The sequence below is a fragment of the Pseudomonas mucoides genome (genome assembly GCF_015461845.1).
In the GTDB taxonomy this organism is placed as follows: Bacteria; Pseudomonadota; Gammaproteobacteria; order Pseudomonadales; family Pseudomonadaceae; genus Aquipseudomonas; species Aquipseudomonas mucoides.
This window is the reverse complement of record NZ_JACOPW010000003.1, coordinates 581,165-605,966: the sequence shown is the minus strand read 5'-3', so window position 1 is coordinate 605,966 and position 24,802 is coordinate 581,165. Positions and strand designations below refer to the sequence as shown.

Annotated in this window: 12 protein-coding genes and 1 pseudogene; 2 read left to right on the top strand and 11 right to left on the bottom strand. The window is 59.6% G+C overall.

Annotation, left to right across the window (positions count from 1 at the left end; genetic code table 11):
- Position 1 precedes the first annotated feature (1 nt).
- A complete protein-coding gene (oadA, locus tag H8F22_RS17620; protein ID WP_027926274.1) occupies positions 2-1,810 on the top strand; it encodes a sodium-extruding oxaloacetate decarboxylase subunit alpha in 1,809 nt (602 codons plus the stop codon).
- 78 nt (positions 1,811-1,888) lie between these two features.
- Here oadA and H8F22_RS17615 read toward each other — a convergent pair whose 3' ends face one another.
- The 5 genes from H8F22_RS17615 to H8F22_RS17595 all read right to left on the bottom strand — a co-directional run bounded on the left by H8F22_RS17615 (position 1,889) and on the right by H8F22_RS17595 (position 9,257).
- A complete protein-coding gene (locus H8F22_RS17615; RefSeq protein WP_194940540.1) occupies positions 1,889-4,114 on the bottom strand; it encodes an autotransporter family protein in 2,226 nt (741 codons plus the stop codon).
- Between the two features lie 200 nt (positions 4,115-4,314).
- On the bottom strand, positions 4,315-7,278 hold the full coding sequence (locus tag H8F22_RS17610; protein ID WP_194940499.1) for an autotransporter outer membrane beta-barrel domain-containing protein: 2,964 nt from the start codon (positions 7,276-7,278) through the stop codon (positions 4,315-4,317).
- Positions 7,279-7,487: 209 nt separating this feature from the next.
- The gene (locus H8F22_RS17605; RefSeq protein ID WP_194940498.1) at positions 7,488-8,159 is read right to left on the bottom strand and encodes a GNAT family N-acetyltransferase; all 672 of its coding nucleotides are present in this window, start codon (positions 8,157-8,159) and stop codon (positions 7,488-7,490) included.
- Between the two features lie 17 nt (positions 8,160-8,176).
- Positions 8,177-8,623: a GNAT family N-acetyltransferase gene (locus H8F22_RS17600; protein WP_059181922.1), complete on the bottom strand. Its 447-nt coding sequence runs from the start codon at positions 8,621-8,623 to the stop codon at positions 8,177-8,179.
- Between the two features lie 10 nt (positions 8,624-8,633).
- Positions 8,634-9,257, bottom strand: coding sequence for an FMN-binding negative transcriptional regulator (locus tag H8F22_RS17595; protein WP_027926279.1), 624 nt, complete (start codon positions 9,255-9,257; stop codon positions 8,634-8,636).
- 90 nt (positions 9,258-9,347) lie between these two features.
- Between H8F22_RS17595 and pdxR the strand changes: the two genes are divergently transcribed.
- Positions 9,348-10,898, top strand: coding sequence for a MocR-like pyridoxine biosynthesis transcription factor PdxR (gene pdxR / locus H8F22_RS17590; protein WP_059181923.1), 1,551 nt, complete (start codon positions 9,348-9,350; stop codon positions 10,896-10,898).
- On the opposite strand, the gene H8F22_RS17585 is transcribed toward pdxR, so the two are convergent.
- The 6 genes and pseudogenes from H8F22_RS17585 to H8F22_RS17560 all read right to left on the bottom strand — a co-directional run bounded on the left by H8F22_RS17585 (position 10,895) and on the right by H8F22_RS17560 (position 24,791).
- On the bottom strand, positions 10,895-15,430 hold the full coding sequence (locus H8F22_RS17585; RefSeq protein WP_194940497.1) for a dermonecrotic toxin domain-containing protein: 4,536 nt from the start codon (positions 15,428-15,430) through the stop codon (positions 10,895-10,897). The two genes, pdxR and H8F22_RS17585, sit on opposite strands and share 4 nt — an antisense overlap.
- Before the next feature lie 147 nt (positions 15,431-15,577).
- Positions 15,578-20,158 (bottom strand): DUF4200 domain-containing protein, encoded by a 4,581-nt coding sequence (locus H8F22_RS17580; protein WP_194940496.1) that lies wholly within the window; start codon positions 20,156-20,158, stop codon positions 15,578-15,580.
- Between the two features lie 152 nt (positions 20,159-20,310).
- The gene (locus H8F22_RS17575) at positions 20,311-21,411 is read right to left on the bottom strand and encodes a polyamine ABC transporter substrate-binding protein (RefSeq protein ID WP_027926283.1); all 1,101 of its coding nucleotides are present in this window, start codon (positions 21,409-21,411) and stop codon (positions 20,311-20,313) included.
- 12 nt (positions 21,412-21,423) lie between these two features.
- Positions 21,424-22,455: pseudogene (locus H8F22_RS17570) on the bottom strand (histone deacetylase family protein).
- Between the two features lie 174 nt (positions 22,456-22,629).
- Positions 22,630-23,622 (bottom strand): AraC family transcriptional regulator, encoded by a 993-nt coding sequence (locus H8F22_RS17565; protein WP_027926285.1) that lies wholly within the window; start codon positions 23,620-23,622, stop codon positions 22,630-22,632.
- 164 nt (positions 23,623-23,786) lie between these two features.
- Complete coding sequence (locus H8F22_RS17560) at positions 23,787-24,791, bottom strand: asparaginase (RefSeq protein WP_027926286.1); 1,005 nt, start codon at positions 24,789-24,791, stop codon at positions 23,787-23,789.
- Between the last annotated feature and the right edge of the window lie 11 nt (positions 24,792-24,802).

Here is a 24,802-nt window from a genome sequence, read left to right as displayed (position 1 = left end):
AATGACCAAGAAGATTCACGTAACCGACACCATCCTGCGCGACGCCCATCAATCGCTGCTCGCTACCCGCATGCGCACCGAAGACATGCTGCCGATCTGCGACAAGCTCGACAAAGTCGGCTACTGGTCGCTGGAATGCTGGGGCGGCGCGACGTTCGACGCCTGTGTACGTTTCCTCAAGGAAGATCCGTGGGAGCGTCTGCGCCAACTGCGCGCGGCGCTGCCTAACACACGCCTGCAAATGCTCCTGCGCGGCCAGAACCTGCTGGGCTACCGCCATTACAGCGACGACGTGGTCAAAGCTTTCGTCGCCAAGGCCGCGGTCAACGGCATCGACGTGTTCCGCATCTTCGACGCCATGAACGACGTGCGTAACCTGCGCACGGCCATCGAGGCAGTAAAAGCAGCCGGCAAACACGCTCAAGGCACCATCGCTTACACCACCAGCCCGGTGCACACCATCGACGCTTTCGTGGCGCAAGCCCGACAAATGGAAGCCATGGGTTGCGACTCGGTGGCGATCAAGGACATGGCCGGCCTGCTGACGCCATACGCCACGGGCGAACTGGTCAAGGCGTTGAAATCCGAGCAGTCGCTGCCAGTGTTCATTCACTCGCACGATACCTCTGGCATGGCCACCATGTGCCAACTGAAGGCTATCGAAAACGGCGCCGATCACATCGACACCGCGATCTCCAGCTTCGCATCCGGCACTAGCCACCCAGGCACCGAATCGATGGTCGCCGCCCTTAAAGGCACCGAATTCGACACCGGCCTGAACCTGGAACTGCTGCAAGAGATCGGCCTGTACTTCTACGCCGTGCGCAAGAAGTACCACCAGTTCGAAAGCGAATTCACCGCCGTCGACACCCGTGTCCAAGTCAACCAGGTACCGGGCGGGATGATTTCCAACCTGGCCAACCAGTTGAAAGAGCAGGGCGCGCTGAATCGCATGAGCGAAGTGCTCGCTGAAATCCCGCGCGTTCGCGAAGACCTCGGCTTCCCGCCGCTGGTAACCCCGACCTCGCAAATCGTTGGCACCCAGGCGTTCTTCAACGTGTTGGCTGGCGAGCGCTACAAGACCATCACCAACGAAGTGAAGCTCTACCTGCAGGGCGGCTACGGCAAGGCGCCGGGCACCGTGAACGAACAACTGCGTCGCCAGGCCATTGGCAGCGAAGAAGTGATCGACGTGCGTCCAGCCGATCTGCTCAAACCGGAAATGTCCAAACTGCGTGCTGAAATTGGCGCCGTGGCCAAGTCCGAAGAAGACGTGCTGACCTATGCGATGTTCCCGGATATCGGCCGCAAGTTCCTCGAAGAACGCGCTGCCGGCACCCTGACACCTGAAGTACTCCTGCCGATTCCCGAAGCCGGCGGCGTGGCCTCGGTCGGTGGCGAAGGCGTGCCGACCGAGTTCGTCATCGACGTCCACGGCGAAACCTACCGCGTCGACATCACCGGTGTCGGCGTCAAGGCCGAAGGTAAGCGTCACTTCTACCTGTCCATCGACGGCATGCCGGAAGAAGTGGTGTTCGAACCGCTCAACGAATTCGTCAGCGGCGGCAGCAGCAAGCGCAAGCAAGCCACCGCGCAAGGCCACGTCAGCACCACCATGCCGGGCAACATCGTCGATGTGCTGGTCAAGGAAGGCGACACTGTGAAAGCAGGGCAAGCCGTGCTGATCACCGAAGCGATGAAGATGGAAACCGAAGTCCAATCGGCCATCGCTGGCAAAGTCACCGCCATCCACGTGGCCAAGGGCGATCGGGTGAATCCGGGCGAAATCCTGATCGAGATCGAAGGCTGATTTAACAGCCTCGATACAACGCTTTAAACCTCGGGGGGGCATGTGCTCCCCTTTTTTTTTGCCGCGTATTTGTGACGATTAGAAATTCATCCGCCATTGGCCGGTGACGCCATGACTCCGGCTTTCCGTGCCGACGTCCCCGTTAAGACTGACGCCCAAGGTATGTCTGGCTGACAATCCCAGGTCCAGCCCTGCATCGACGCTCAGGTTGTTACGGTCCAGCAGCGCACCGGAAACGGTGTAGTTTCGACCGCCCGTTGCCAGTTGTTGGCGAGTGTCGCTGGTGACATCACCGTAGGTGTGTTTCCAACTGGCACTGAATCGCGGCGTCAGTTGCATGCCGTTGTCCAGCGCATTGGTTTTCGCTGCGCGCAGACCGAACGTGCTGCTCAGGTTGTTCTGGGTCTGGCCGTGAACTTTCAACGCCGCTGCACCACCTTTTTCCGTGTAGGTGTCACGCTGATAGCGTTCGTAGCCAAGGCTGGCGAACGGTTCGATGCTGACATTGGCTCGCCCCAGGTTGTAACCCACTTCAGCGAAGGCTTGTTGGGTGTTGGCGTCGTAACGGCCTTCAGGGCGATCGCTGAAACCATTGAAGGCCACCCGGCGCTTGGTGTTGCCGTCGTGATTGCCATAGGTCGCGCCCACTCGCAGCGACATGGGGCCGTTCTGGCGCAGGGCGTAGGCGCCCAGATACCAGCTGTCGAGACCGCCATCGAGGTCGCGACTGTCGAGGCGTGTTTCGGCTTTACCGCCCATCACACCGATACGCCATTCATCATCGATGCCCCAATCGGCGCCCAGGACCAAGCCTTGGGTGGAGTGTTTCAGTGGCTCAAAGTCACGGTCCAGTGTGCCGCCATGCCCTAACGCTTGAAGCCAGACCCGGCCATTGTCTTCGCTACCCGCTGCCAGGCTTGGTGCGTTCCTGCGGTTGCTGCCTTTGTTGTAGGTGCTGGTGCTGCCCGGTTGGCGCATGGCCGAGAGCACGGTAGTGCCCACCGGGCTGGCGCTGGCGAGCGTTGCCTTGGCGAGGTTGGCGGTACTGCCGCCGGCCAGTTGTTCAATGGCCTGAGCTGCGGTTGTTTTATCGCTACCCAGCAGCGCCACGACTGCGGCATTTGCAGTGTGCGATGGCGAAGGTGCTGCGGCGCCGGGAGTTGTCGCTTGTGAGGTTGAGGCGGTGACGGGGGTACCGATGTTCTCGGCGGGATTCAGGGGCGCAGCAATTGGGGCGGTATCGTCCGGTGACGTCTGAGTTGGTTCAACGCCCCTTGGCTCCTCAAGACTTCCTCCAAATTGCCGTCCGTTTTCTGAGTCCGCGACGCTCTCGATAGGCACATCGTTTCGAATCAAAAGCAGGTCGACTGTCCTATCACTGTATTGGACATCGGGTTCCAAAAAGGCAAGGTTGTTGATCACGTTGCCAAATTTGCCTTCGACGTTATTGGCCACAAGAATGCTGTTTTCGCTGACTAACGGGTAGTTACCGGGCGCTGCAACAATGTTCAGTGTGGCGCCACCGAGAATGGCGGTGCCATCGACTAATATCGTTTCACTTTTGCGATCGGCGCTGACCTCGTAGAGCAGTTCGGCAGTATTGGAAAGCTTCAGGTCACCCTTAACTTTTGGCGCGCCGTGGGATTCGCCCACCGAAAATTTTCCGTTTACCTCCAGCGAACCCGTGCGACCTCTACCCGCAAAAGCCCCTTTCTCGTGAATAAACACGTCGCCTTCGATCGCCCCAGAGTTACTCAGGGTGCCACCTGATAGCACCGTCACCCCGCCGCCAATCCTGCCGTTATTGACGAGAGTACCCTGGGTCAACGCACCTCCCCGGATGTCACTCTCGTTTACCAGTGTTGCTTTGGGGCGTACCAAGGCACCTGCGGTGAAATCACCACTGGAACCGTTCAAGGTCCAGGTGCTTCGTTTGAGCTCCAGGCCGTCGAAATTGCGGCTGTCGCCTAACGTGCCACCGCTCGCTGTATCGAGTTGTAGAAAATTGGTGCCACCACCACCGTCAACCCATCCGGTGATACTCCCGCGACGGGATAAAGTGACCAGATCATTGTCATCGCTGAACGTTCGATTGATACCGTCCTCTGCGTTACCGATAGTGGTCTTTTTGGTGTCAGGGTCTTTGATGAATGCATCGAGCGCTGCCAAGACCTGATCTGGCGTTTCAAGCGCAGGGAGAGTGCTTTCGGCAGGACTTTGTTGGGCAAAAATTTCAGTGCAACCCAACGCAAGCGCAATGGCTAGCGCCAGATGATGTGGTCGGTATTTGTGTTGAACAGACATTGAATTTGGCCTCAATTGAAAGGAGACCAAACTCTAAGGAGAGCGCTTCGATACCGATGTCAGCCCGTTCCGGAGGGTTTGCAGGTGGCGTCAGAAGCTCGATGCAGAAAATCCGCCGCTGGTGGGACGCAGCGGTTTTTTACGCTTGGGACCGATGACCTTTTCCTACGATAAATCGAGACGCTTCCCGCAACACCCTCTCAGAAACTCATCTGCCATTGTCCGATCAGCCCGTGGTTACGGCTGTTGTTGCCGATCTCGCCGCTATAGCCGATGCCCACCGAGTGGCGAGCCGAAATGCCCAGATCCAAACCAGCCTCCAGCACCAGGCTGTCTCGATCCAGCGAGCTGCCATCCACACTGAACGCCGTGCCACCTACCACAAACGCCTGACGTGTCGAACTGCTGACATCGCCATAGGTGTGCTTCCAGCCGGCGGTCATGCGTGGGGTCAGGCTCATGCCATTGTCCAGAGTATTCAGATGCGCCAGGCGCAGGCCAAAAGTGCTGTTGAAGTTGTCTTGGGTTTGTTCGTCGACTTGAAGCGAGGCTGAACCGCCTTTTTCCTGATAGCTGTCGCGGTGATAACGCTGGTAGCCAAGACTGGCGAAGGGTTCGGCGCTGAGACGGCCGCTGCCCATTGCATAGCCGAACTCGGCGAAGGCCTGTTGGCTATCGGCGTCGTAATCGCCTTTCGGTCGGTCGCTGAAGCCGTTGAAGGCAACGGTGCGTTTGCTTTCACCCTGGTGACCGCTGTACGCCGCACCGAGGCGCAAGGCGAACGGGCCGCTTTGACGTGATGCATAGACGCCGGCGTGCCAGCTTTCGACATTGCCATCGACACCCGTGGCATCAAGATCTGTCTTCGAGTAACCGCCAAGCACCCCCAGGCGCCAGTGCGGATTGAGCGCCCAATCGACCCCGAGCACGCTGCCTTTGGTGCGTTGCTCCAAACCGCTGCTGCCATGCTCGCCATCGAGCTTGCCGTAACCGCCAATGGCTTGCAGCCACAGCCGACCTTGGGCGTTGGGATCATTGAGGTTGCGGGCTTCGAGCGGTACACCGTTGGCGGCCAGTACCGGGGTGTCACCTTGATCGAGGCCGACCAGCAATCCCGAGCCGCCGCCCATTTGTTGCATCGCCGACAGCATGCTGCTGCCGATCTGGCTGCTGGCTCCGAGCGTCGCGCTGGTCAGGTTGGCGTTGCTGGCGCCGGACAGTTGCTCGATCGCGTTGCCAGCTGTGGCGTTGGTGGTGTTGAGCAAGGCGTTGTAGAGCGCGTTGTTGTTGCCCATCGACGCCAGGCTGTTGGCGGTGTTGCTGCTGTTGTTGGTCACCGCGAATTCGTTGAAGGCGACATCGTTGCGGGTGTAGGTCAGGTCGATCTGGGTCGGCGTGTAAGCGAGCGTTGGCGTGAGGAACGCGTAGTCGCTGGTGATCTTGCCGAAGCTGCCGCTGATGCTTGCGGCTTGCAGCACGGTGTATCGGCTTTGCCACGGATACGTGCCGCTGCCGGGATTCACTGCCAGGGTGGCGCCATTCAGAGTGGCCACGCCACCGACCTTGATCGGCGCGCTGCTACCCTCTGCGGTGACGCCATAAGCCAGGGTGGAGCCACTGCCCATGGTCAGGTCATGGGTGATGGTCGCAATGCCGAGTTGGGTATTGGTACGCAAGGTCCCGTTGACCTGCAAATTACCCACCGAACCGCCGCCGGCATACACACCGCCTGCATCGACGGTCACGGTCCCGGCGATTACGCCCTGGTTGATCAGCGTGGCGCCGTTGCGTATAGCGCCGCCGTCGCTGAAATCACCGGTGCCGGTCAAGGTCCAGGCACCTTGCTTGACCTCCAGCCATTCGAAGTTGCGGCTCGAGCCGAAGCTGCCTCCCCGCGCATCGTCCATCAGCACGCGGTCGTAACCGCTGCCGCCGTCGACCCCACCGACAAAACGGCTGCCATTGCGCAAAGTCAGGCTGTCGTTGCCGCCGCCCAGGTCCAGCGCCAGGCCGTTGCTGCCGCTGATCGTGCCGCCGTTGATCACGCTGTCATTGAACTCGCCGACAAATTTCACGCCGAACCCATCGAGGCCTTGAATCGTGCCGAAGTTTTCCAGCGTGGTTGCCGCCACGCCCGAACCGCCGCTGCCATCGTCCACCAGAATCGCGCTGTTGGCGCCGCTGATCAGCGCGCCGTTGGCGTTCAATACATAACCGCCGCCCAAGGCGATGCCTTCACTGCCGTTGGCGAAACCACCCTTGTCCACACCGCCCGCGCCCACACCTTGAACGGTGCCGTAGTTTTCGATGTGCGCGAGTTTGTCGATGTCCACGCCATCGCCGTCACCGTTCGGTTGCAGGCCCGAGTAAGCGCCGGTGATGGTGCCGTGGTTGATCACTGTGCCGTCGCCATCGGAGCCATACCCCGAGCCGTTGCGACCGGTGACTGTTCCGTAGTTGAGGAGCGTGGCGCCGAAGTCGGTGGTGATGCCGTGACGGCCACCGGAAATGCTGCCGTAGTTGGTCACTGTCACGCCGGTTGCAGTGTCGATATCGATACCGTCGAATTTCTCGTCAGCAGTGTGCGAGTCGCCGGTGGAAATCTCGCCGTAGTTGGTAATCGTCGCGTTGGCGCCGGTCTTCATACCGTCGCTGGCATCCCCGCGAATCAACCCGCCCGCGCGGTTGATGATCGTCGTTTTGATGCCCGCGCTGCGCAATGCATCCAGATCCAGCCCTTGCCCGGTGGTGGAGCGGATGATGCCGCTGTTGTCGATCAACAGACTGCCGCTGGCGAAGTTGCTGTCGATGCGCAGCGCGTCGTTGAAGCCAAGGATTTGCCCGCCAGCGCGGTTGTAAATGCTGTAGTTGCGCGCTTGCGTCAGGTCGCCGCTGCTGTCGATCGCCCGGCCGCCAGTGGAAATAATCTTGCCTGCGTTATCGATCACCACGCCGACGCCGCTGGTGCCGTCCTTCAGGCTCACCGTCTTGCCAGCGTTGGTGATGCTGCCCGGCGCCGAAATCTTCAACGTGTCGCTGCCGCCCAGCGTTTGCGCTGTCGTGGTGGGCGTGTCGATCTGCACGTTTTTGAAGGGGACGGCGAGGGTGTCGGTGCTGATCAGCAAAGCGATGCTGAACGCGAGGCGCTGGGGCGAGAAGGGCATGAGGGGACAGCCTTTTTGTTATAAGCGGGCTGTGTTGTATAGCGGATGGTTTTTACAGAATGATGTCTGGTGACAAATGCATTCTTTTGCGTTTTTTCGGGAGATGGAGACATCTGTAGGCAATTAAATGCAAATTTAGGGTTTTTGGTTCAGGCGTACACGCAATTTGTGGCAAGGCAGCAAGCTCCCTCGCCACAAATCGTCAGCGCTTACCCGCGGCACTCGGCAAGCGTTTTCACCTGCCCCGACCCCGTCTGATTCTCATCGCTCAACCAGCGCTCAAACCCCGCGCCAATCGCCGGCCATTCCGAGTCCAGAATCGAATACCACGCGGTATCGCGGTTCTGTCCCTTCACCACCATGTGCTGACGGAACACCCCCTCAAAACTGAAGCCCAGACGCTCGGCCGCGTATTTGGAGCGGGCGTTGCCGTTATTGCATTTCCACTCCAGGCGCCGGTAGCCCAGGGCAAAGGATTCCTTGGCCAGCAAGTAAACGGCCTCGGTGCTTTTCGGCGAACGCTGCATCGGTGCGCCGAAGGTGACGTGGCCGATTTCGATGCGACCTTGGGCCGGGACGATCGACATCAGACTCAGGAGGCCCTGTACATCACCGCTGGCACGGTCGATCACGCTGAAGAAATACGGATCGCTATTGGCCGCATGGTTGTTCAGCCAATCGTTGAACGCGCTATGTTCCGGGAAAGGCCCGTACGGCAAATAGTCCCAGAGTTTCGGGTCGGCGCCGGGGCCTTGCAAGGCCTTGAACAGACCCTCGGCATGACGGGCCGGGTCGAGTTTTTCCAGGCGAATGAAGCGTCCTTCGAGGGTTTGAACGGTGGGCGCCGGGACGCCTTTCCAGTCCGCGAGTGATGTCGACATGTTGTTCTCCTTGAACCTTAAAGGGCTTTGCGAAACTGGATGTAACCGGGGCGTTCGGCGATGCGCTCGTAGAGCTGGATCGCGGTGGCGTTGGTTTCGTGGGTCAGCCAGTGGACTTTGCAGCAACCATCCGCTTTGGCGGTGGCGTAGACGAACTCGATCAGTTTGCGGCCAACGCCGGTGCCGCGGGTGTCTGGCGTTACCAGCAGGTCTTGAAGGTAGCAGGAATTTTCGATGCTCCAGTTCGAGCGATGGTAAATGAAGTTCACCATGCCGACCGCTTTGCCATCGCTCCACGCCAACGCCGAATGCGTCGTTTCAGTCGGGTCGAGCATGCGTTGCCAGGTGCTGTCAGTGACCGCCTCGGGCAATTCGGTGTTGTAGAAGCGCAGGTAGGCTTGCCACAGCGGCAGCCAGGCGGCGTGATCGTCGGCGCTGACCGGGCGGATTTCAATCTGACTCATGTTCATGTCCTTAACGCATCAAGTGGGCGAGGGCCTGATCGTGCACATCGGGGCTGGAGACAAGCCCCTCGCGCACACCGGCGATGTCTTCGGCGCTGCGGTTCTGGCTGAGTTTGCGTTTGCCTTCCAGGCGCTGGATCGGCAGGGCAAACCCGACGATCGCCTTGAGCATGCCGTCGATGTAATCAGCGGGAGCATCGGCGACCTTCCAAGGCAGGGCTCGGCCGGCTTCGTGACGATCAGTCAACGCGCTGACCAGGTTGAGCAAGCGCTCGGCATCGGTGAACACGTCGGCGGTGCCGTAAGCGTGTACCGCGACGTAGTTCCAGGTCGGCACGACTTTGCCGTGCTCGGCTTTGCTCGGATAAAACCCCGGGCTGACGTAAGCGTCGGCACCGGCAAAGATCACCAGCGCTTCAGCGCCGCTCTGCAATTCCTTCCACTGCGGATTGGCCCGGGCGAAGTGGCCGTAGAGGGTGCCATTCGGGCCTTCGTCAGGTTTGAACAGCAGCGGCAGATGGCTGGCTTGCAGGCCTTGATCGCCGTGGGTAACCACCATGGCGAGGCGGGTGACGAGGAGCTGCTGGCGCAGGTCATCCAAATCTTTGATGGCAAAGCTGCTGGGGTTGTACATGGAAATATCCCTTGGCGAATGCCTCCATCCTAGGCAGGCTATTGGTCTGTTGTAAGAGCCATTAATGACCAATTTCACAGGTCCATTGCCATGACCGATGCGCCGCTTTCCTTGTCGTTCAACCCTGCCGGTATCGAACTGGATCGCCGTCAGGGCCTGAGTCGTCAGCTCTACCAAGCCTTGCGCGTGCGCGTGCTGGACGGACGACTGGCCAGCGGCACGCGATTACCGGCCAGTCGCGATCTGGCAGCGGCACTGGCGATTTCTCGCAACAGCGTGGTGCGAGCCTACGATCAGCTCTATGCCGAAGGCTTTATCGAAGGGCGTGTGGGTGACGGGACTTACGTTGCTCAACTGCCCCAGGCCTCGATCCCTGCCAAAAAATTATCCACAAAAGTATCCACAGGGTTGTCAACAGGGTTACCCACAGCCTTATCCACAAATTGGCTGGATTTACCTGTGGTTTCATCCAGTAAAGTTATCCACAGCGGTGCGTTGGGGCGCGTTGAAAAGAACCATTTGGCCCTGCCGCCGAGTGGGCCGCCGCGTGCATTTCGGGTGGGTGTCCCGGCATTTGATCTGTTTCCTTTCGAGGTCTGGGCCAAGCTGAATGCGGCTTTCTGGCGTAAACCGGATTTACAGCAGCTGTGTTATGGCGATCCGGCGGGTGATGAGCGTCTACGTGGAATGATTGCCGCGTATTTGCGCAGTTCACGCGGCATGCAGTGTTCGGCTGAGCAAATAGTGATCACCAGTGGCGCGCAGCAGGGGATTAGCCTTTGTGCACAGCTGTTGGTAGAGCCCGGCGATGGGGTGGCGATCGAGAATCCGGGGTATCGGGCGGCGGGTCATGCGTTCGCCGTGGCGGGTGCGCGACTGCACGGGGTGGCGGTGGACAGCGAGGGGATTAATTGCCGCGAATTGGCAGCGATCGAGGCGTGTCGCCTGGCGTATGTCACGCCGTCGCATCAATACCCGACCGGGGTGGTGATGAGCCTGGCGCGACGTCTGGAATTGCTGGCCTGGGCCGAGCGCACTCAGGGCTGGATTGTCGAGGATGACTACGATGGCGAATACCGTTACAGCGGCGCGCCATTGGCGCCGTTGGCGGCACTCGACCGACAGGGGCGGGTTTTGTACGTCGGGACGTTTGGCAAAGTCGCCTTCCCGGCGCTGCGCCTGGGTTACCTGGTGTTGCCGCCAACGCTGGTTCAGGCGTTCTCGCAACGGCGGGCGGTGGACGTCCGGCATTCCGAGGTCAGTACCCAAGTGGTCATGGCCGAGTTCATGGCCTCCGGGCATTTCCAGCGGCATATTCGCCGCATGCGCCGGGCGGCCCTGAGTCGGCGTAATACCGTACTGGCCAGTTGGCCGCAGAACATTCCCGGCATCGGCAGTCTGCCGAGTGTCGCGGCAGGACTGCATCTGACGGTGGCGGTCGACTCACAGGCCCGCGAGCGCGAGCTGGTGGAACAGGCGGCGAGCGTCGACGTCGAGATCAATGCCCTGAGCGGCTATTGGCTGCCGGATTCGACAACACCTATGGACCAGCGCGCGGGTCTGGTCCTCGGTTTCGCGGCGGTGCCCGAGGCGGCCATCAGCGCCGCGCTCGGGCGGCTGGAACAGGTCTGGCGTCCTTAGCTGGCTGCTGCGGTGTTTGCCTGGGGTTCCAGGTCCAGGAACAGTTTTCGTAGCGCAGGATCCTCTAACTTTCTGAACACCCCATCGATGGGTTCGAAGGTGGTCAACGCTTGTTGCTGGTCCAGCGGCAGCGTTTTCAGGTAGTCATCTGAAACTTTCAAATGGGCCGCGGTGGGTGCATTCGCCGGACTCGACAGCGTCTCGTAATGGAAATGCGCTACCCACAACGGCTGATTGCGGGTCTTGTCGACAATCCGGTACTCCTGGAAATAGTCGCCGAGCCCTCGGGTCTGGATACGCCCTCGTCTGTCGCGACTGAGGTCGAGCTGGCCGTTTTCATGCATCCATTTGAAAGTGCTCTGGGTCGGTTTGCGCCGGGTGTAAAGATCGGCGCGAACGGTCACACCTTCTTTGCGCAGACGACTGGCCCCATCACGTAACTCGCGGCTCAGCGTGGCAACCGGAAAAGAGAATGCGTTGTCTTTCCTGCCGTTGATCACGGCTTGATCGACGCTGCTGGCCGCTTGCTCAAGTTTCAAGGCCTGCTGATCGAACACATCCTGAAGATCGGCCGGTATGCGCCTTGGGCGCAACGCGTCCTTACGGGTGCGTTCGATGAATGGGGCCGTGTCCAGGTTCAGCTCGATGCCGGCCTCGATCGTTCCGGCGTCATCCAGCACGGGAGCGGGTTGCTGATAAACGGCGGGGGTAAACGACCTGAGCGGATCTTCCGTGGTTTTTTCCGGTTCGTTTTTATCGGGATCGCGGGGCCGGGTCTTGCGTACTTTGATCAGTTGTCGTGACGAACTCGGTTGCATTCGTTGTACAACAGGCTGCATGGGCAAGGGTTCCGGCTCGGGCAGTAACGCCTGTAACCGGTTTTGTGCGAGCTGCGCGAATTCGTCGATGAGCGATTGCACATGATCGAGCCTGGTTTGTTTGACCAGTCCAGGGTACGTGCCAGGCAATTCCTGAATGCGCTGATCAGCGTCGGCAAATGTCTCCACGAGACTGTTCAATTCCTCGATTTGCGCCTGCACATCGGAATGTTCGCCTTCGCCTTTCATCAGGTCCGCCATGTGAATCGCCGCCTTCGCGGCGCTCATTGCAATATGCCCCACTGCGGCTCGAGCCTGCTGCATCAGGGGGCTGGCCTGTTCATCGAGGCACAGCTCCTGCGACATGCCGATCTCGTTGGCCTTGATATCCAGCACGGTAAAGGCAGGCGCGAGTTTTCTGATTTGCATGGCGCGCTCAATGCCAGGGCGTCCCGCTACGTGCATGTCCTCGAGTGTCGACGAAAACAGGGTCAGCCTTTCAATCATCTCCTCACCGATGTCTGATGCCTTCTGCACATTGTCGACGAGCGATTGCCTGGCAACGGGTTCGTTTTCGTTGCCTTGGGTCAGGACACGGGTGGCCTGACTGTATTCGGATCGTTTCAGCACAAACCACAAGGACAGATTCTTCTCCAGCACCACGCTCATGCGAAGCAAGTCTTCCCGGTAGTTTTCCGTCCCCCCGAGGGTGCGCCATTCGCGTAGTTGTTCGAGTGCCTGGCGATACTCGTCGATCGTTTTATCCAGTTTTTCCATGTAAATCGCCGTCCGCTGATCGTAGTTTCCGGCGTTGGCCTGCGTGATGCCGTCATGTAACGTTTTCAGCTCGGTTTCCTTGGTGTTTTCCTGGCTTTTGAAGGCGCTCAGGATCTCCCCCAACGTGTCTTTGCGCTGTTCGTCAGCTGCTTCCTGATGGCGGCTGACCGCATTTCCGGCCCCGCCTCGCAACCGCAGACGCAGGTCGAGCACCCATTGCCCGTGGCCGTTATCCCTCAGCATCGGACCGTTTCGCTCCGGCTGATCCGGGTAAACGATATGGATTTCATCGTCGCCTTTGACGTCGACGTAAAACCACCGATCACCCACCTGTGCGTAGTTGCGGAAGTTATGTTGGTAAAAATGCGGAGGGGCTTCTTTAACTTTCGTCACGTTGGCGCTGGCAATATCCGGAGCCGTGACTGTGAGCGTGTCCAGGTAAGCGCCCAGAGCGGTCGGTGTTCGGCGTGGAACCGAGCCGGCCAGCTCCAGGGAGGAAAGGTGACTGGGTGGAAGGTCCGGAGGCAGCGGGACGGGATTGAGCGTGACGGCGACGGCCTCATGGGGTTCTGGCGATTTTCGCTTCGGCACCTGTTCGATCCGGGGCTTGCTCGAAAGCCTCCTGCGTCGCATCACGGCGTGATGGCTGAGAATAATGCCGATCGCCAGCAGAATGTCCGACACCGACGTCCATTCGATGAAGCGGTCATCCTGGTCATGGGCGTCGAGTGCCTGTTGAATCTGGTTGATGGTTTGCCAGACCCAGACGGCTGTGCCGACCGCACCGCTAAGAACATTCGAAGCGACGTTGAAGAGCGCCCAGCCGCTGTCCTTCAACACACTCCAGCGTCGTTCGGCGTTGGATCGCGATTGTCGGTCGGCGAGGTTGACCAGCATCCGCGCATTGCTTTTGAACAGCGCAGACAGAATGTCGCCGGTGACCTCGACGCTTTCGAAAACCACACGCCCGAACTTGTCTGCGCGCTGCAATGGATTGACGATCTGTTCCGCGATCAGCCACGGCGAGGGCAGTCCGGTGGGAAATACAGACTGGGCATATTCAAAGCTCAGGTGTTTGTCGGGCAACCACGCCAGCACCGTATCCCTGAGGTCACCGGGTTGGTGCAGCGCATATAAAAGGTTTTGCCTTGAGGGGAATTGCAGCAGAGGTGCATCGAGCATTGGCCGATAGAGCAGGCAAGGCCCGCTGTGTGCATTTCGTGGGCTTATGATGAACATGTTGTCCACGGTGTCGCTGCTGCTGACCAAGCGATGTTGCGGCGTCATTGTGAGCGGGTAGAGGGCGACGGTACTGGTGGCGACCTCGGGATCGAGCAGCTCGCAGACGTAGCGGTATCCGCGTTCGTCCACACCGGTTTCAGGCTTGAATCTGGCTTCTAATGCCTGCAGTGGCAGCAAAATGCGTAATTGATCGCGATAGAAGTTTTCCTGGCGTCGGGAGGCGATCGGGTCCTCCAGCAACGTGGGTTTGATCAGTTCGGGGTAAGCCTTGCCGATGTCCACTCGCGCTGACACGGTGGTGAGAAATTCAACGGTCAGCCAATCCGGAACGGTCTCCCCGCCCTTGAAAAATACGGTCGCCATGTAGGGCGCCTGGTTCTCCAGCGCGAAGTCGGCCAGCGTTTCAATGCGTTGGTCGAAGGGGTTGGGGAGGGTGAAATTGTCGGCGGTAAAACTGTGGGTGATTTTGATCCGCAGATCATCCAGTGCAAGATTCGCGGCACCGACCGCCCGTGGATCCGCGATGATCGCTTCACGCATCAACCGCTGGGCATAGTCGGTGACGGAAGGGATCTCGGTGTTGGCCATTTGGCTGTCCGGTTGACGGTACAACTTGCCCAGTGCACTGATGTAACGGCCGTAATCTTGAATGTCCTGGGAGGCGGCGCTGCGCAACCAGTCGGGAATTGCGCTGTTCAATTGCAGGAATCGTGCTTTTTCGTTGGGGTCGAGTCCGGTTTCGGGTTCGGCTTCATCTGCCGGGGCCTCAATAAACCGCAAGGAGTCAATGGCATCCATTTGCGAGGAGACCAACGCCCACGCCATGTGGTCGAAGATGTTGCCTTCCGGCTCGTAAAACCGCCACGTCAGATCGCGTCCTGACCGTTGTTCTGCCAGGCGTGCGGGAAGCGAGTTACCCAATTCTTCCATTGAACTGAACGACTCATACGCGCGCTCGATGGTGTACATCACCAGCAAAGGGCGCTTGCGAAATGTGGCCTTGAGCACCAGCGCACCGCCGATCAACAGATGTTGGGTGATGTCATTCTCGACGGTATCGATATCGAGAAGGCACGCCTGAATGGCGGAAAATTCTCTGTTTACATTTTTACGGGTGGTTTTGTCCGGGGCGTTGAACACTTCCCGGGCCATCGCGCATTCATCGGTGTCCCAGCCTTTGACCTTCTGCACGTTCAACGCCTTGCGCAGCGTGTCGGACAGCTCCTGCCAGCGGGGGATTGAATGCCCCTTGGCATTCCAGAACTCGAGTTGCCGTGCTTGAGACTCGATGAACAGGATCGTCGCCAGGTCATTGAGCATCTTTGCAATGTCCTCGATGCAGACCGCGAGATGAACCGGGTTTTTGCTGTCCGGCTCAAGGGTGAGGAAATGCTCGCCTTCGAGGTAGTTGGCCGTCGTTCCATACAGGCCCTGGCGCATCAGTGCCAGGGTCAGTGATTCGAACCCGGTTGGGCCCGCCTCGACATGGTCGTCCACCATGAGCCATCGGGGGGTGCCGACGAAGGCGTTTTCAGGGTCGATCTGCAATTCTGGCCAGGCTGCTTCCATCGCTTGGCGCAGCAGGTGCGAAGCCACGTTGCTGAGCGTGGGGCCGTGGCTGGTCAGGCTCACCAGGTCACTGGTTTCCAGCAAAGGGGCCGAGTCATGTTGAGGCAGAGAAATGTTGTTGCTCATGGCGGATACCTCGGCGCAATGACGAGGCCGGGAAAGCCTCTGGATGCATCGACAGTAATCAGGCATCGCCTACAGGGGGTGGTAGATAGATATCGCGGGGGAAAAAGACCCGCGAATGCGGGTCTCGGGTTCAGCACAAGATCAGGCTTACGACCCAGATGCCGAGGTCGGCACTTTTGCGAAGAACAGGGTGGTCGCCAGTTGCGGGCTGATTTCGCTGCGGTAGATCGAGATCGCCAGGAGATCGTCGTTGGCGTTGCGGGCCTCGGTTGCGCCGCCCAGCAGCCGTTGTTGCACTGTTTTCAGGTGTGCCGCGGTGAAGGTGTGTGCAGGCGAAGCGGGCTCCGAGTAGTGGAAGTGGGCATACCACAGAACACTTTGGTTGCTGTGATCGCGGACCTCATATTCCTCGAGATAGTCTCTTTTACGGCTTTTGAGCAAGCGTCGGCCGGGGGTCTTGACGATATCGACCTGACCTTCGCTTTGCAGCCAGCGGACGCGCTCCGCCGTCGGCGGCTGTAGTTTGGTCATGCTGATTCGCGTCAAGCGTCCCTGACTATAGAGTCTGGTGGCCCCGTCGTTCAGTTGCTTGGCCAGCGTCACGGCGGACCCCGAACCACCTTCGGTGGAATTACTGGCGGTCAGCGCATCTTCGATTGCGCTGGCGGCGTCCTGCAGTCGGTGAGCCTGCTGATGAAACATTTCCTCTATTTCCACAGGTATTCGTCGCGTACCTTTGGAGTGGGCCTGCGTTCGACGAATAAACGCATCCAACCCCTCCAGCAATGCCTGGCCTTGAGCCGTGCTTGCACTCAAATCGGGTTGGCTAACGTCGAGGGGAGCCGGTCTAGGGGGCACTCTTTCAACCCAGACCCCCGGGGTCTTTTCGTGAAAGGTCGAGATGACTTTGCCGGTCAACGCCGAGGTCACGTCGATCAGTTCTGACCCTTGCGTCACGGAGTCGACACGTGGCTGGCCCACCACCGTACCTTTGTAGCGGGTCTTGATGATTCGCTTGGCGGGAGCGCTCGGCAGGCGGGAAGGGCCGGGTAGCGGCTCAAGTGCCTTGCGTTCGCGCAGCAAGCCGGCCAGTTGCTTCACGGTGCGCTGTTGAAAAACTTCGAGACGTTGGCGCATCACGTCGAGGGGGATTTGCAGGAACTGCCCGGGAAACTCCGTGGGCAGATCAACGATGCGCTGGTCAGTGATCGTGAGTTGCTCCACCAGGTCGCTGAGTCCATCGATGCGCTCCGGCAAGTGCAGCACCTCTTCGTCAGCGGCCAGGTCCAGTGAAGCCTGAATCGCGAGGCCTGCATTTTCGACAATGCTCTCCAGTGCCTGGCGCGCTTCAGGTGCGGGTTCAACGCTGTTGTCGAGGCACAACTCTTGACCGAGTGTGATCTGGAACAGTTTGAGGTCCAGCAAATCGAACGACGGCATGTTGGCTTTGACGTCGCGGATCACTTCGATGGCTTCTTTGCCGAGCAGGTTCAGTTGCTCGAAGCACGCATGCGCAGTCTCGATTTTGTTGATGTAGCTGGCGGTCAACTCGCCCGTGAGTTGATGGGTTTGCCGGCCGGTCTGTGTGTTTTCCGTTGGCGGGTGGTCGAGAAGATCGAGGGAAAGGCGCATTTGATTGCCGAAAACCGGCTGCTGGTGAACGAACCATTTTTGCAGCAGCGAAAGCTGGAAATCCAGGCGGCTGATCATTGCTTTTCGGTAATTGGGAATCGCCTCGCGAGCATTGAAGGCTTTCATCTGTTCCATGTTGGTGCTCAGGAATGACATCTGCGCATCGAGCGTTTCAAGGTACAAGCGACGATGGGTGTCGGTGGCGGTAATCGCCTGCGCGTTTTTTTCCGCTTCCTTGAGTGCTGTCTCGCGGCTTTTGGTCTGGCGCTCGAACGCTATCATTTGCTGCTTCAGTTCAGCCTGGCGTTGCCGGTTTTGTTGCTCCAGCCGTTGTTTTTCCTTGCCCCCGGCCTTGAGCCTCAGCCGCGTATCGATAAACCATTCGCCCCTGGCATTCTTGACCAGCAAGGGCCCCGTGCGTGCGGGTGACCGGCTAGAGTCAATGATCTGCACATCGTCATTGTCGTTGAAGGTGACCTCGAACCATCGCTGGTCAACCTTCGCATACCACTTTCCCTTGAGTGAACTGAGGTGTTGGTGAGGGCCGGGCTCGCTGGAGGCGGCCATTCCTTTGGGTTCGGCGATGGCCAGTCCATCAAGCAAGACACCCAGGGATGATGACGGCAGCGCAGCGATTGCGTGCAGAGACGTCTCATGGGTGGATGGCAGTTGATCGAGGTCGGGCAGACGGGTGACCGTGAGGGTGTGGTCAGGTTTGCTTTCGGGTGTTACGGGTGGCGGCTCGACCTTCTCGGGCAACCGCGAGACGGGCTTGTTGCGAGTGGCAGCCCGATGGGCCAATACCATGCCGAGCGTCAACAGCAGATCGGTCAGGGCGGACCAGGCGAGTAAGCTGTCGTCGTTTTCTTCGGCATCGGTAATGTTCTGCAAGTCATCCATGATCTGCCAGATCCACGCGGCCACCCCGGCGGTGCGACCGAGGAAGGGCAGCGCGACATTGAACAGCATCCATGTGCCTTGCTTGAGCGTTGCCCAGCGAGCTTGTGCATTGGACACCGATTGATGGTCCGCCAGGGTAATCATGGCGTTGGCGTTGGCTTTGAACAACGCCGCCAGCGGCGCGTCATCGAGGGCCGTTGCACTGAGTGTCACCGTGCCCATCTTGCCCAGGGCTGAGGTGGGATCGACCAGCAATTGGGTCAGCGTCCAGACCGAAGGCAACTCACCGGAAAACACGTACTGGGAATAGTTGAAGCGTACATCGTCGGAGAGCCAGGCCAGGATCGATTGGCGAAGCGGTTTTTCGTGCTTGATTGCATACAGCAGATTGGCCTCGCTCGGGTACTGCATCAGCGAGGGGGTGAGTAACGGTCGGTAGAGCAGGCACGGTCCTCTATCGGTGAGTCGCGGACCGATGACGAACATGTTGGCGACTTCATCGCCTTTGCTGCCAGCGCGATCACCGGTCATAAAGGCCAGTGGTCGAATGACAATCTCCTGCCCGTTCACCCTGCGGTCGGCCGCGTTTTCCTGCATGACGGCATTGACGTACTGATAACCACGTTCATCAATACCCGCCTCGCCGCGCATCTTGTGCTGCAGCGCCTGCAAGGGCAGCTGGGTACGCAGATGGCGGGTGTAGAGCACCTGTCTTCGCTGCGCTTCTTGCGGATCATCAAGCAATTTTTGCTTGATCAGCGTCGGGTAAACCCCACCGATATCGACCTGCGTGACGAGCTTTTCAAGATAGGCAGGAGTCATCCAGACGGGCACTGCGTCGCCACTTTTGCAGTTCACCGTCTTGTTTCCCAGCGGAACGGCAATCAGGTTTTGCAGCGCCAGTTCGATCAGCGACAGCGTGGTGGTTTGCGTCTTGCCGGGTATCACGACAGCGCCCAGCACAACGACGCTGGTGATGCTGATTTCAATGTCTTGCAGATCCAGGTCCGCTGCCGCGGGATGATCCTTGATCATCTGCTCTTGCAAGGTTTGCAGCGCAAACGCCGGCAGTGACGAGATGCCTTCGTCGAAGGTTTTTCCAGCGTCCTGTTCCCGCAGCTGCGCCAGGTCCATCAAGTGTCGGCTGTAGCGGGTGAGGTCCGCCGACAAGGCGTTTTTCAGCCAGCCTGTCAGTAACCCCTGAACCTTGCTGAAGCGTGACGACGGCAGGGCTTCAAATTCAGTGAAGCTTTTTGCCGCGGCACTGATTTGTGGTGAACGTTTCGTGACAGAAGCGTGCTGAACCGCACTGAGTGCACCGATGGCTTCGACCTCGAGCGCAATCAGCGCGCAGGCCTGGTGGTGAAAGAAGTTGCCCTCGGGTTCATACAGTCGCCATTGCAGGGTTTGCTCGATGCTTGACGTTCCAAGGGGGGCGAACACTGTTTCACCCAATGCCGCAACAGAGTCATAACGCTTGAACCCTTCGGCAATCGAGTGCGTCAGCACCAGGGTCCGCTCGCCCAATGTGCCCACGAACACGGCGATATCCAGAACGCGCAGGTGTTCGCTGACCGCGCTCTCAACCCAATCGGTGTCGATCAGGCAGGCCTTGGTCAGGTACTTGTCCTGTGGCCGTGTGGCGCGCTCCGGATGAGCGAACACGGCCTGGGCCATGGCTTTTTCATCGGCATCCCAGTTCGAGGCGGGATCGGGGCTCCAGATGTCCTGCAGCGATTGCGCGAGCGAATGCCAGCGCGGCGTCGAAGGGCTTGTCTCCTGATTCCAGTAATCAAGCTGCTGGTGCTGATAGGCGATGAACAGCTGGGGGGCGAGCGCGTTGAGCAGGCACCCGATGGCATCGATTTTCACCGGCAATTGAGCCAACGGTTCAGTGCCCGGTTGCAGGGTGAGGAAATGTTCTCCATCGAGGAGCGTCACCGTCGATCCCGACAAACCGAGTCGTACCAGCACATCGGTGAGCGATTCAAACAGGTCAGGGCCGGGCACGACGTTGTCGCCGGTATCGATCCAGGTCGGGGTGACGACCGTGGCAAGCGTCGGGTCAATCTTCAGCAGCGGATACAGCGCGTTGAGCGCAGGGCTCAGCGCGGTCGCTGCGACCTCTCTGATCGAAGGGCCGGTGACCAACTGGGTCAGTACCTCTTCTGCACTTGGGGCAACGGTTTCGGACATGCTCGTCTCCTGACTGAGAACGCGCCGCTGCTGATTGCGCCGCGCGGGATCAGTGGAAGGTATCGGGCGGCCCAAAGTGCCGGGTGGTACATAAATATCGCAGGCAAAAAAAAGACCCGCGTCGCCGCGGGTCTTCGTTTTTGAGTCGGGTATCAGGTCCCGGACTTGATCTTGGTCCAGGCTCGTGTGCGCGCACGTTCGGCATCGCGCGGCAATGGTTGCAGGGTGTACAGCGTACCCATCGCCGTTTCGGTCGGGTACAGGTTCGGGTTGTTGCGGATCGCCGGGTCGACCAGTTCCGTGGCGTCCTTGTTCGGGTTCGGGTAACCGACAAAGTCGCTGACCGGCGCGATGACTTGAGGTTGCAGCAAGTAGTTGATGAAGGTGTAGGCGTCTTGCGGGTTCTTCGCGCCTTTGGGAATCGCGAGCATGTCGAACCAGATCGGTGCGCCTTCCTTAGGCAGGCGCATGTCGACGATCACGCCGTTCTTGGCTTCCTTGGCGCGGTTGGCTGCCTGGGAGAAGCTTCCGGAGTAACCGACCGCGACGCAGATGTCACCGTTGGCGATGTCGGCCATGTATTTCGAAGAATGGAAGTAGGTGATGTACGGACGGATTTTCATCAACAGGGCTTCAGCCTTGTCGTAGTCCGCAGGCTTTTTGCTGTTGGGGTCGAGGCCGAGGTGTTGCAGGGCCAGCGGCAGGATCTCCGACGGCGAGTCGAGCAGGGCGACGCCGCACTGCTTGAGCTTGCTGATGTTCTCTTCCTTGAAGATCAGGTCCCAGCTGTCCACCGGCGCGTTGTCGCCGAGAGCGGCTTTGACCTTGTCCGGGTTGAAGCCGATCAGGATGGTGCCGTACATGTAGGGCACGGCGAATTTGTTGCCCGGGTCGTTGGCTTCGATCAGCTTCATCAGCTTCGGATCGAGGTGATTCCAGTTCGGCAGCTTGCTACGGTCCAGCGGCTGGAACACACCGGCTTCGATCTGCTTGGCGAGGAACACATTGGACGGCACCACCACGTCGTAACCGGAGTTACCGGTCAGCAGCTTGGCTTCCAGCGCCTCGTTGGTGTCGAAAATGTCGTAGACCAGTTTGGTCTGGGTGTTCTGGGCCTTGAAGTCTTCCAGCGCCTTGGGGGTGATGTAGTCGAACCAGTTGTAGACGCGCAACGTTCGCTCTTCAGCGTGTGCAGCGCCACTGAGCACCAAGGCACCCAGGGCCGGAACGATAAAACGCTTGAGTCTGTTCATTGTTCTAATTCCTCATTGGGCGCTTTCAAAACCTTCGAGTACGTTCACGGCATTGATGCCGATTTCTTCTACCGCGTAACCGCCTTCCATCACGAACAGCGTCGGCTTGCCCAGACGCGCGATGCGCTCGCCCATGGCCAGGTAGTCGGGGCTGTCGAGTTTGAATTGAGAGATGGGATCGTCCTTGAACGTATCGACGCCCAGGGAGACGATCACAATGTCGGCGCCGTAGTTTTCGATTTCCTGGCAGGCCTGATCCAGCGCTGCACTCCAGGTGTCCCAACCAGAGCCGGCGGGCAGAGGATAGTTGAAATTGAAGCCTTCACCCGCGCCTTCGCCGAGCTCGTCTTCATAGCCGAGGAAGAACGGAAACTCGGCTTCCGGGTGGCCGTGGATCGAGGTGAACAGCACGTCGCTGCGTTCGTAGAAAATCGATTGGGTGCCATTGCCGTGGTGGTAGTCGACGTCGAGGATCGCGACTTTTTTATGGCCCTGATCGAGGAACGCCTGGGCGGCGATGGCGGCATTGTTGAGGTAGCAATAACCGCCCATCAAATCGCTGGCAGCGTGGTGTCCCGGTGGACGGCACAGGGCGAAGGCACTGCGCGCGCCACGCTGGATTTGCGCCTGGGCAGTCAGCGCGACTTGCGCCGCGCTGTACGCTGCTTGCCAGGTACCGGCGGTGATCGGTGCGCCGCCGTCGAAGCTGTAATAGCCGAGTTGGCCATGCAGGCTGGTGGGTTTGATGGCGCGCAGGGTTCGGGCCGGCCAGGTTTAGGGCAGCAAGTCGCCATCGGTGTTGAATTCGGTCCAGCGTGCCCAGGCACCCTTGAAGAAGTCGAGGTAGTCGCGGCTGTGGATTCGCGCGATCGGGTCGAGGCCGAAATCCTGCGGCGCTTCGACCGGGCCGAGGTTCTGATTTTTTACGCGTTGCAACACATGGTCGGCACGCGACGGCATTTCGAAGCAGGGCTTGAGTTGCCCGTCTATCAATTCGCAACGGCCGTGGTGCAGGTGGTGATCGTCCGAGTAGATCGTCAGCATTTTCTTGTTCTCCGCAGGCTGATTCGGTTGAACACAGTCTTGCGGCAGGCGGCGTTGGAGAGAACGGCAGGAAAGGCCAAAAGGGGATGGATATGGCCAAAAAGTCTGACCGAAATTCGCCCCTTGATGGTGCGCTGCTCTTGAAACCGCTATCGCGAGCAGGCACCAAATTCCTCAAGGCCTGAACTGACTTGGCGCCACCCCACTCCAGCGCACAAACGCATGCCGAAAACTCGCGGTCTCGCTGAAGCCCAGTGCCTCGGCGATTCGGTAGATCGGCATCTGGTCTTCACAGAGCATTTGCTTGGCCTGCTCGAAACGCAGCTCATCGAGCAATTCCTGATAGCTGCACCCCGAATCCTTGAGGTGACGACGCAATGTCCGCGCCGAACAATTCATCTGCTCGGCCAACCCCTCAAGCCCCGGCGCTGCATTTAACTGGGCGCTGAGCAACTGCCGAATCCGCCCCAGCCACGCCTGGCGACCGGTGAACTCAGTGTTCTGTTTGCGGCAGCGTTCGGCCATGGCCTGATGGGTGATGGCATCGGCGAGCGGCAAAGGTCGGTCGAGCCAGTTGCGATCGAACGCAAACGCGTTGTCCCGCGCCTCGAAGCTCAACCTGCAAGCGAAATGTTCGGCGTAGGTGGCCTGATAGTCCGGCGCGGGGTGTTCGAAACGCGCGGCCAGCAGCGGCAGCGGATGACCGAGCAGGTCGTCGCAGATCACTTTCAACGACACCAGGCAGAATTCAGCATTGAACACCGCCATCGCCGGGCTTTCCCGGTAGTCCGCCGCGACGAACCAGACACGCTCGCCGTCGTCTTCCAGGCTCAGCTCGAAAAGTGTTCCCAACAGCGCCGGATAGCGCATCGCCAAGCGTAAAGCGTCACCGAAGGTGGCACTGGTGAGCAACGCATAACCCAGCATTCCGTAGCACGAAACGTGCATTCGCCGGCCCAGTTCCAGGCCGATGTCACGCTTGAGCGCGACTGCGTTGGCGCAGACTTGCATCTCCTGATTTGTGGTGATGCGCGTGTCCGCCCGGTTCAGGTCCGCCGCGCTGATGCCGCTTCCGGCGAGCAAGTCTTCGCTGGACAGGCCTTGGTCCTTGAAGGTGTTGAGCACCAGGGAGACGGCGTTGAGGGTGGTGAGGTGGGAGTGGAGCATGGGTGGCTTCCAGCCTTGGGGTGACCGGAACGCAGCAAGTTATATGCCGAGCTAAGAACCTGTAGGCGTGAGCCTGCTCGCGATGGCGTCGGCACATCCAGCATCGATGTGTCAGACATACCGCTATCGCGAGCAGGCTCGCTCCCACTGGGTTTTGTGTGGTGTCAGATGAGCTCGCCGCAGAGGTCGAGTTCTACGAGGCGACGCACTTCTGCGTTATCCAGCCCCGAACCCAACAACGCATGCAACTTGCCGAACGCCGCCTCGCGGGTCATGCCGCCACCCGACAGCACGCCAACGCCACGCAAACGGCTGCCGGCCTCGTACACATCCAGCTCAACACCACCTTCATGGCATTGCGTCACCGCAACAACCACAACACCCTTGTCCCGCGCCCGCTCCAGGCTGGCGAGAAACTCGGGGTTATCACTCGGGCCGGTGCCACTGCCGTAGCACTCCAGTACCAGACCCTGAATGCCGCTGGCGAACAAACCGTCAAGAATCTCAGCGCCGATACCTGGGAACAACGGCAGTACGGCGACTTTCGCCAGTTGCTTGGGCTGGTTATAGGTCAGCGATGTCGGCAGGGAAGCAGCTTTCACACCGCCACCCTGACGCTCAAGCCGCTTGAACGGATGGCGACCGAAACTGCGCACTTTCGCGCAACGGGTCGGGTCCAGCAGTTCGCCGTGGAAGTACAGATGAACGCCCGGCGCCAGGCCATGGCCAAGGGCAACCAGCGCACCGCTGAGGTTTTCCCAGGCATCGCTGTCGGTTACGCCGGCCGGCAGCATCGAGCCGGTGAAACACACGCGGGCATGCAGGCCGAGCCATTGAAAACTCATGGCCGCCGCGCTGTAGGCGAGGGTGTCGGTGCCGTGCAGGATCAGCACGCTGTCGCAGCCCTGTACATCAACAGCGTCGACCACGGCTTCGCGCAGTTGCTGCCAGTACGTCGGGGTCATGTTGGCGCTGTCAATCAGCGGCGACATCTCGCGAAAGCGCCACTGCGGCACCACCAGTTCAGGCTGACTGTGCAGGTATTCACGCATCCGCGCTTCGAAACCGGACGCCGGGGCCAGGCCGTGGGCGCTGGCTTGCATACCGATGGTGCCACCGGTGTAGAGCACCATGACGTGCTGGGCGGCAGGGTAGGTCGAGGAATTCATGGTGGTTCTCC

What these genes read in the sequence shown, in the direction of transcription:
- H8F22_RS17580 (WP_194940496.1), bottom strand. Translation starts at nt 20,158, where the DNA reads ATGTCCGAAACCGTTGCCCCAAGTGCAGAAGAGGTACTGACCCAGTTG.
- H8F22_RS17560 (WP_027926286.1), bottom strand. Translation starts at nt 24,791, where the DNA reads ATGAATTCCTCGACCTACCCTGCCGCCCAGCACGTCATGGTGCTCTAC.
- H8F22_RS17600 (WP_059181922.1), bottom strand. Translation starts at nt 8,623, where the DNA reads ATGAGTCAGATTGAAATCCGCCCGGTCAGCGCCGACGATCACGCCGCC.
- H8F22_RS17615 (WP_194940540.1), bottom strand. Translation starts at nt 4,114, where the DNA reads ATGTCTGTTCAACACAAATACCGACCACATCATCTGGCGCTAGCCATT.
- H8F22_RS17605 (WP_194940498.1), bottom strand. Translation starts at nt 8,159, where the DNA reads ATGTCGACATCACTCGCGGACTGGAAAGGCGTCCCGGCGCCCACCGTT.
- H8F22_RS17565 (WP_027926285.1), bottom strand. Translation starts at nt 23,622, where the DNA reads ATGCTCCACTCCCACCTCACCACCCTCAACGCCGTCTCCCTGGTGCTC.
- H8F22_RS17610 (WP_194940499.1), bottom strand. Translation starts at nt 7,278, where the DNA reads ATGCCCTTCTCGCCCCAGCGCCTCGCGTTCAGCATCGCTTTGCTGATC.
- H8F22_RS17585 (WP_194940497.1), bottom strand. Translation starts at nt 15,430, where the DNA reads ATGAGCAACAACATTTCTCTGCCTCAACATGACTCGGCCCCTTTGCTG.
- H8F22_RS17595 (WP_027926279.1), bottom strand. Translation starts at nt 9,257, where the DNA reads ATGTACAACCCCAGCAGCTTTGCCATCAAAGATTTGGATGACCTGCGC.
- pdxR (WP_059181923.1), top strand. Translation starts at nt 9,348, where the DNA reads ATGACCGATGCGCCGCTTTCCTTGTCGTTCAACCCTGCCGGTATCGAA.
- H8F22_RS17575 (WP_027926283.1), bottom strand. Translation starts at nt 21,411, where the DNA reads ATGAACAGACTCAAGCGTTTTATCGTTCCGGCCCTGGGTGCCTTGGTG.
- oadA (WP_027926274.1), top strand. Translation starts at nt 2, where the DNA reads ATGACCAAGAAGATTCACGTAACCGACACCATCCTGCGCGACGCCCAT.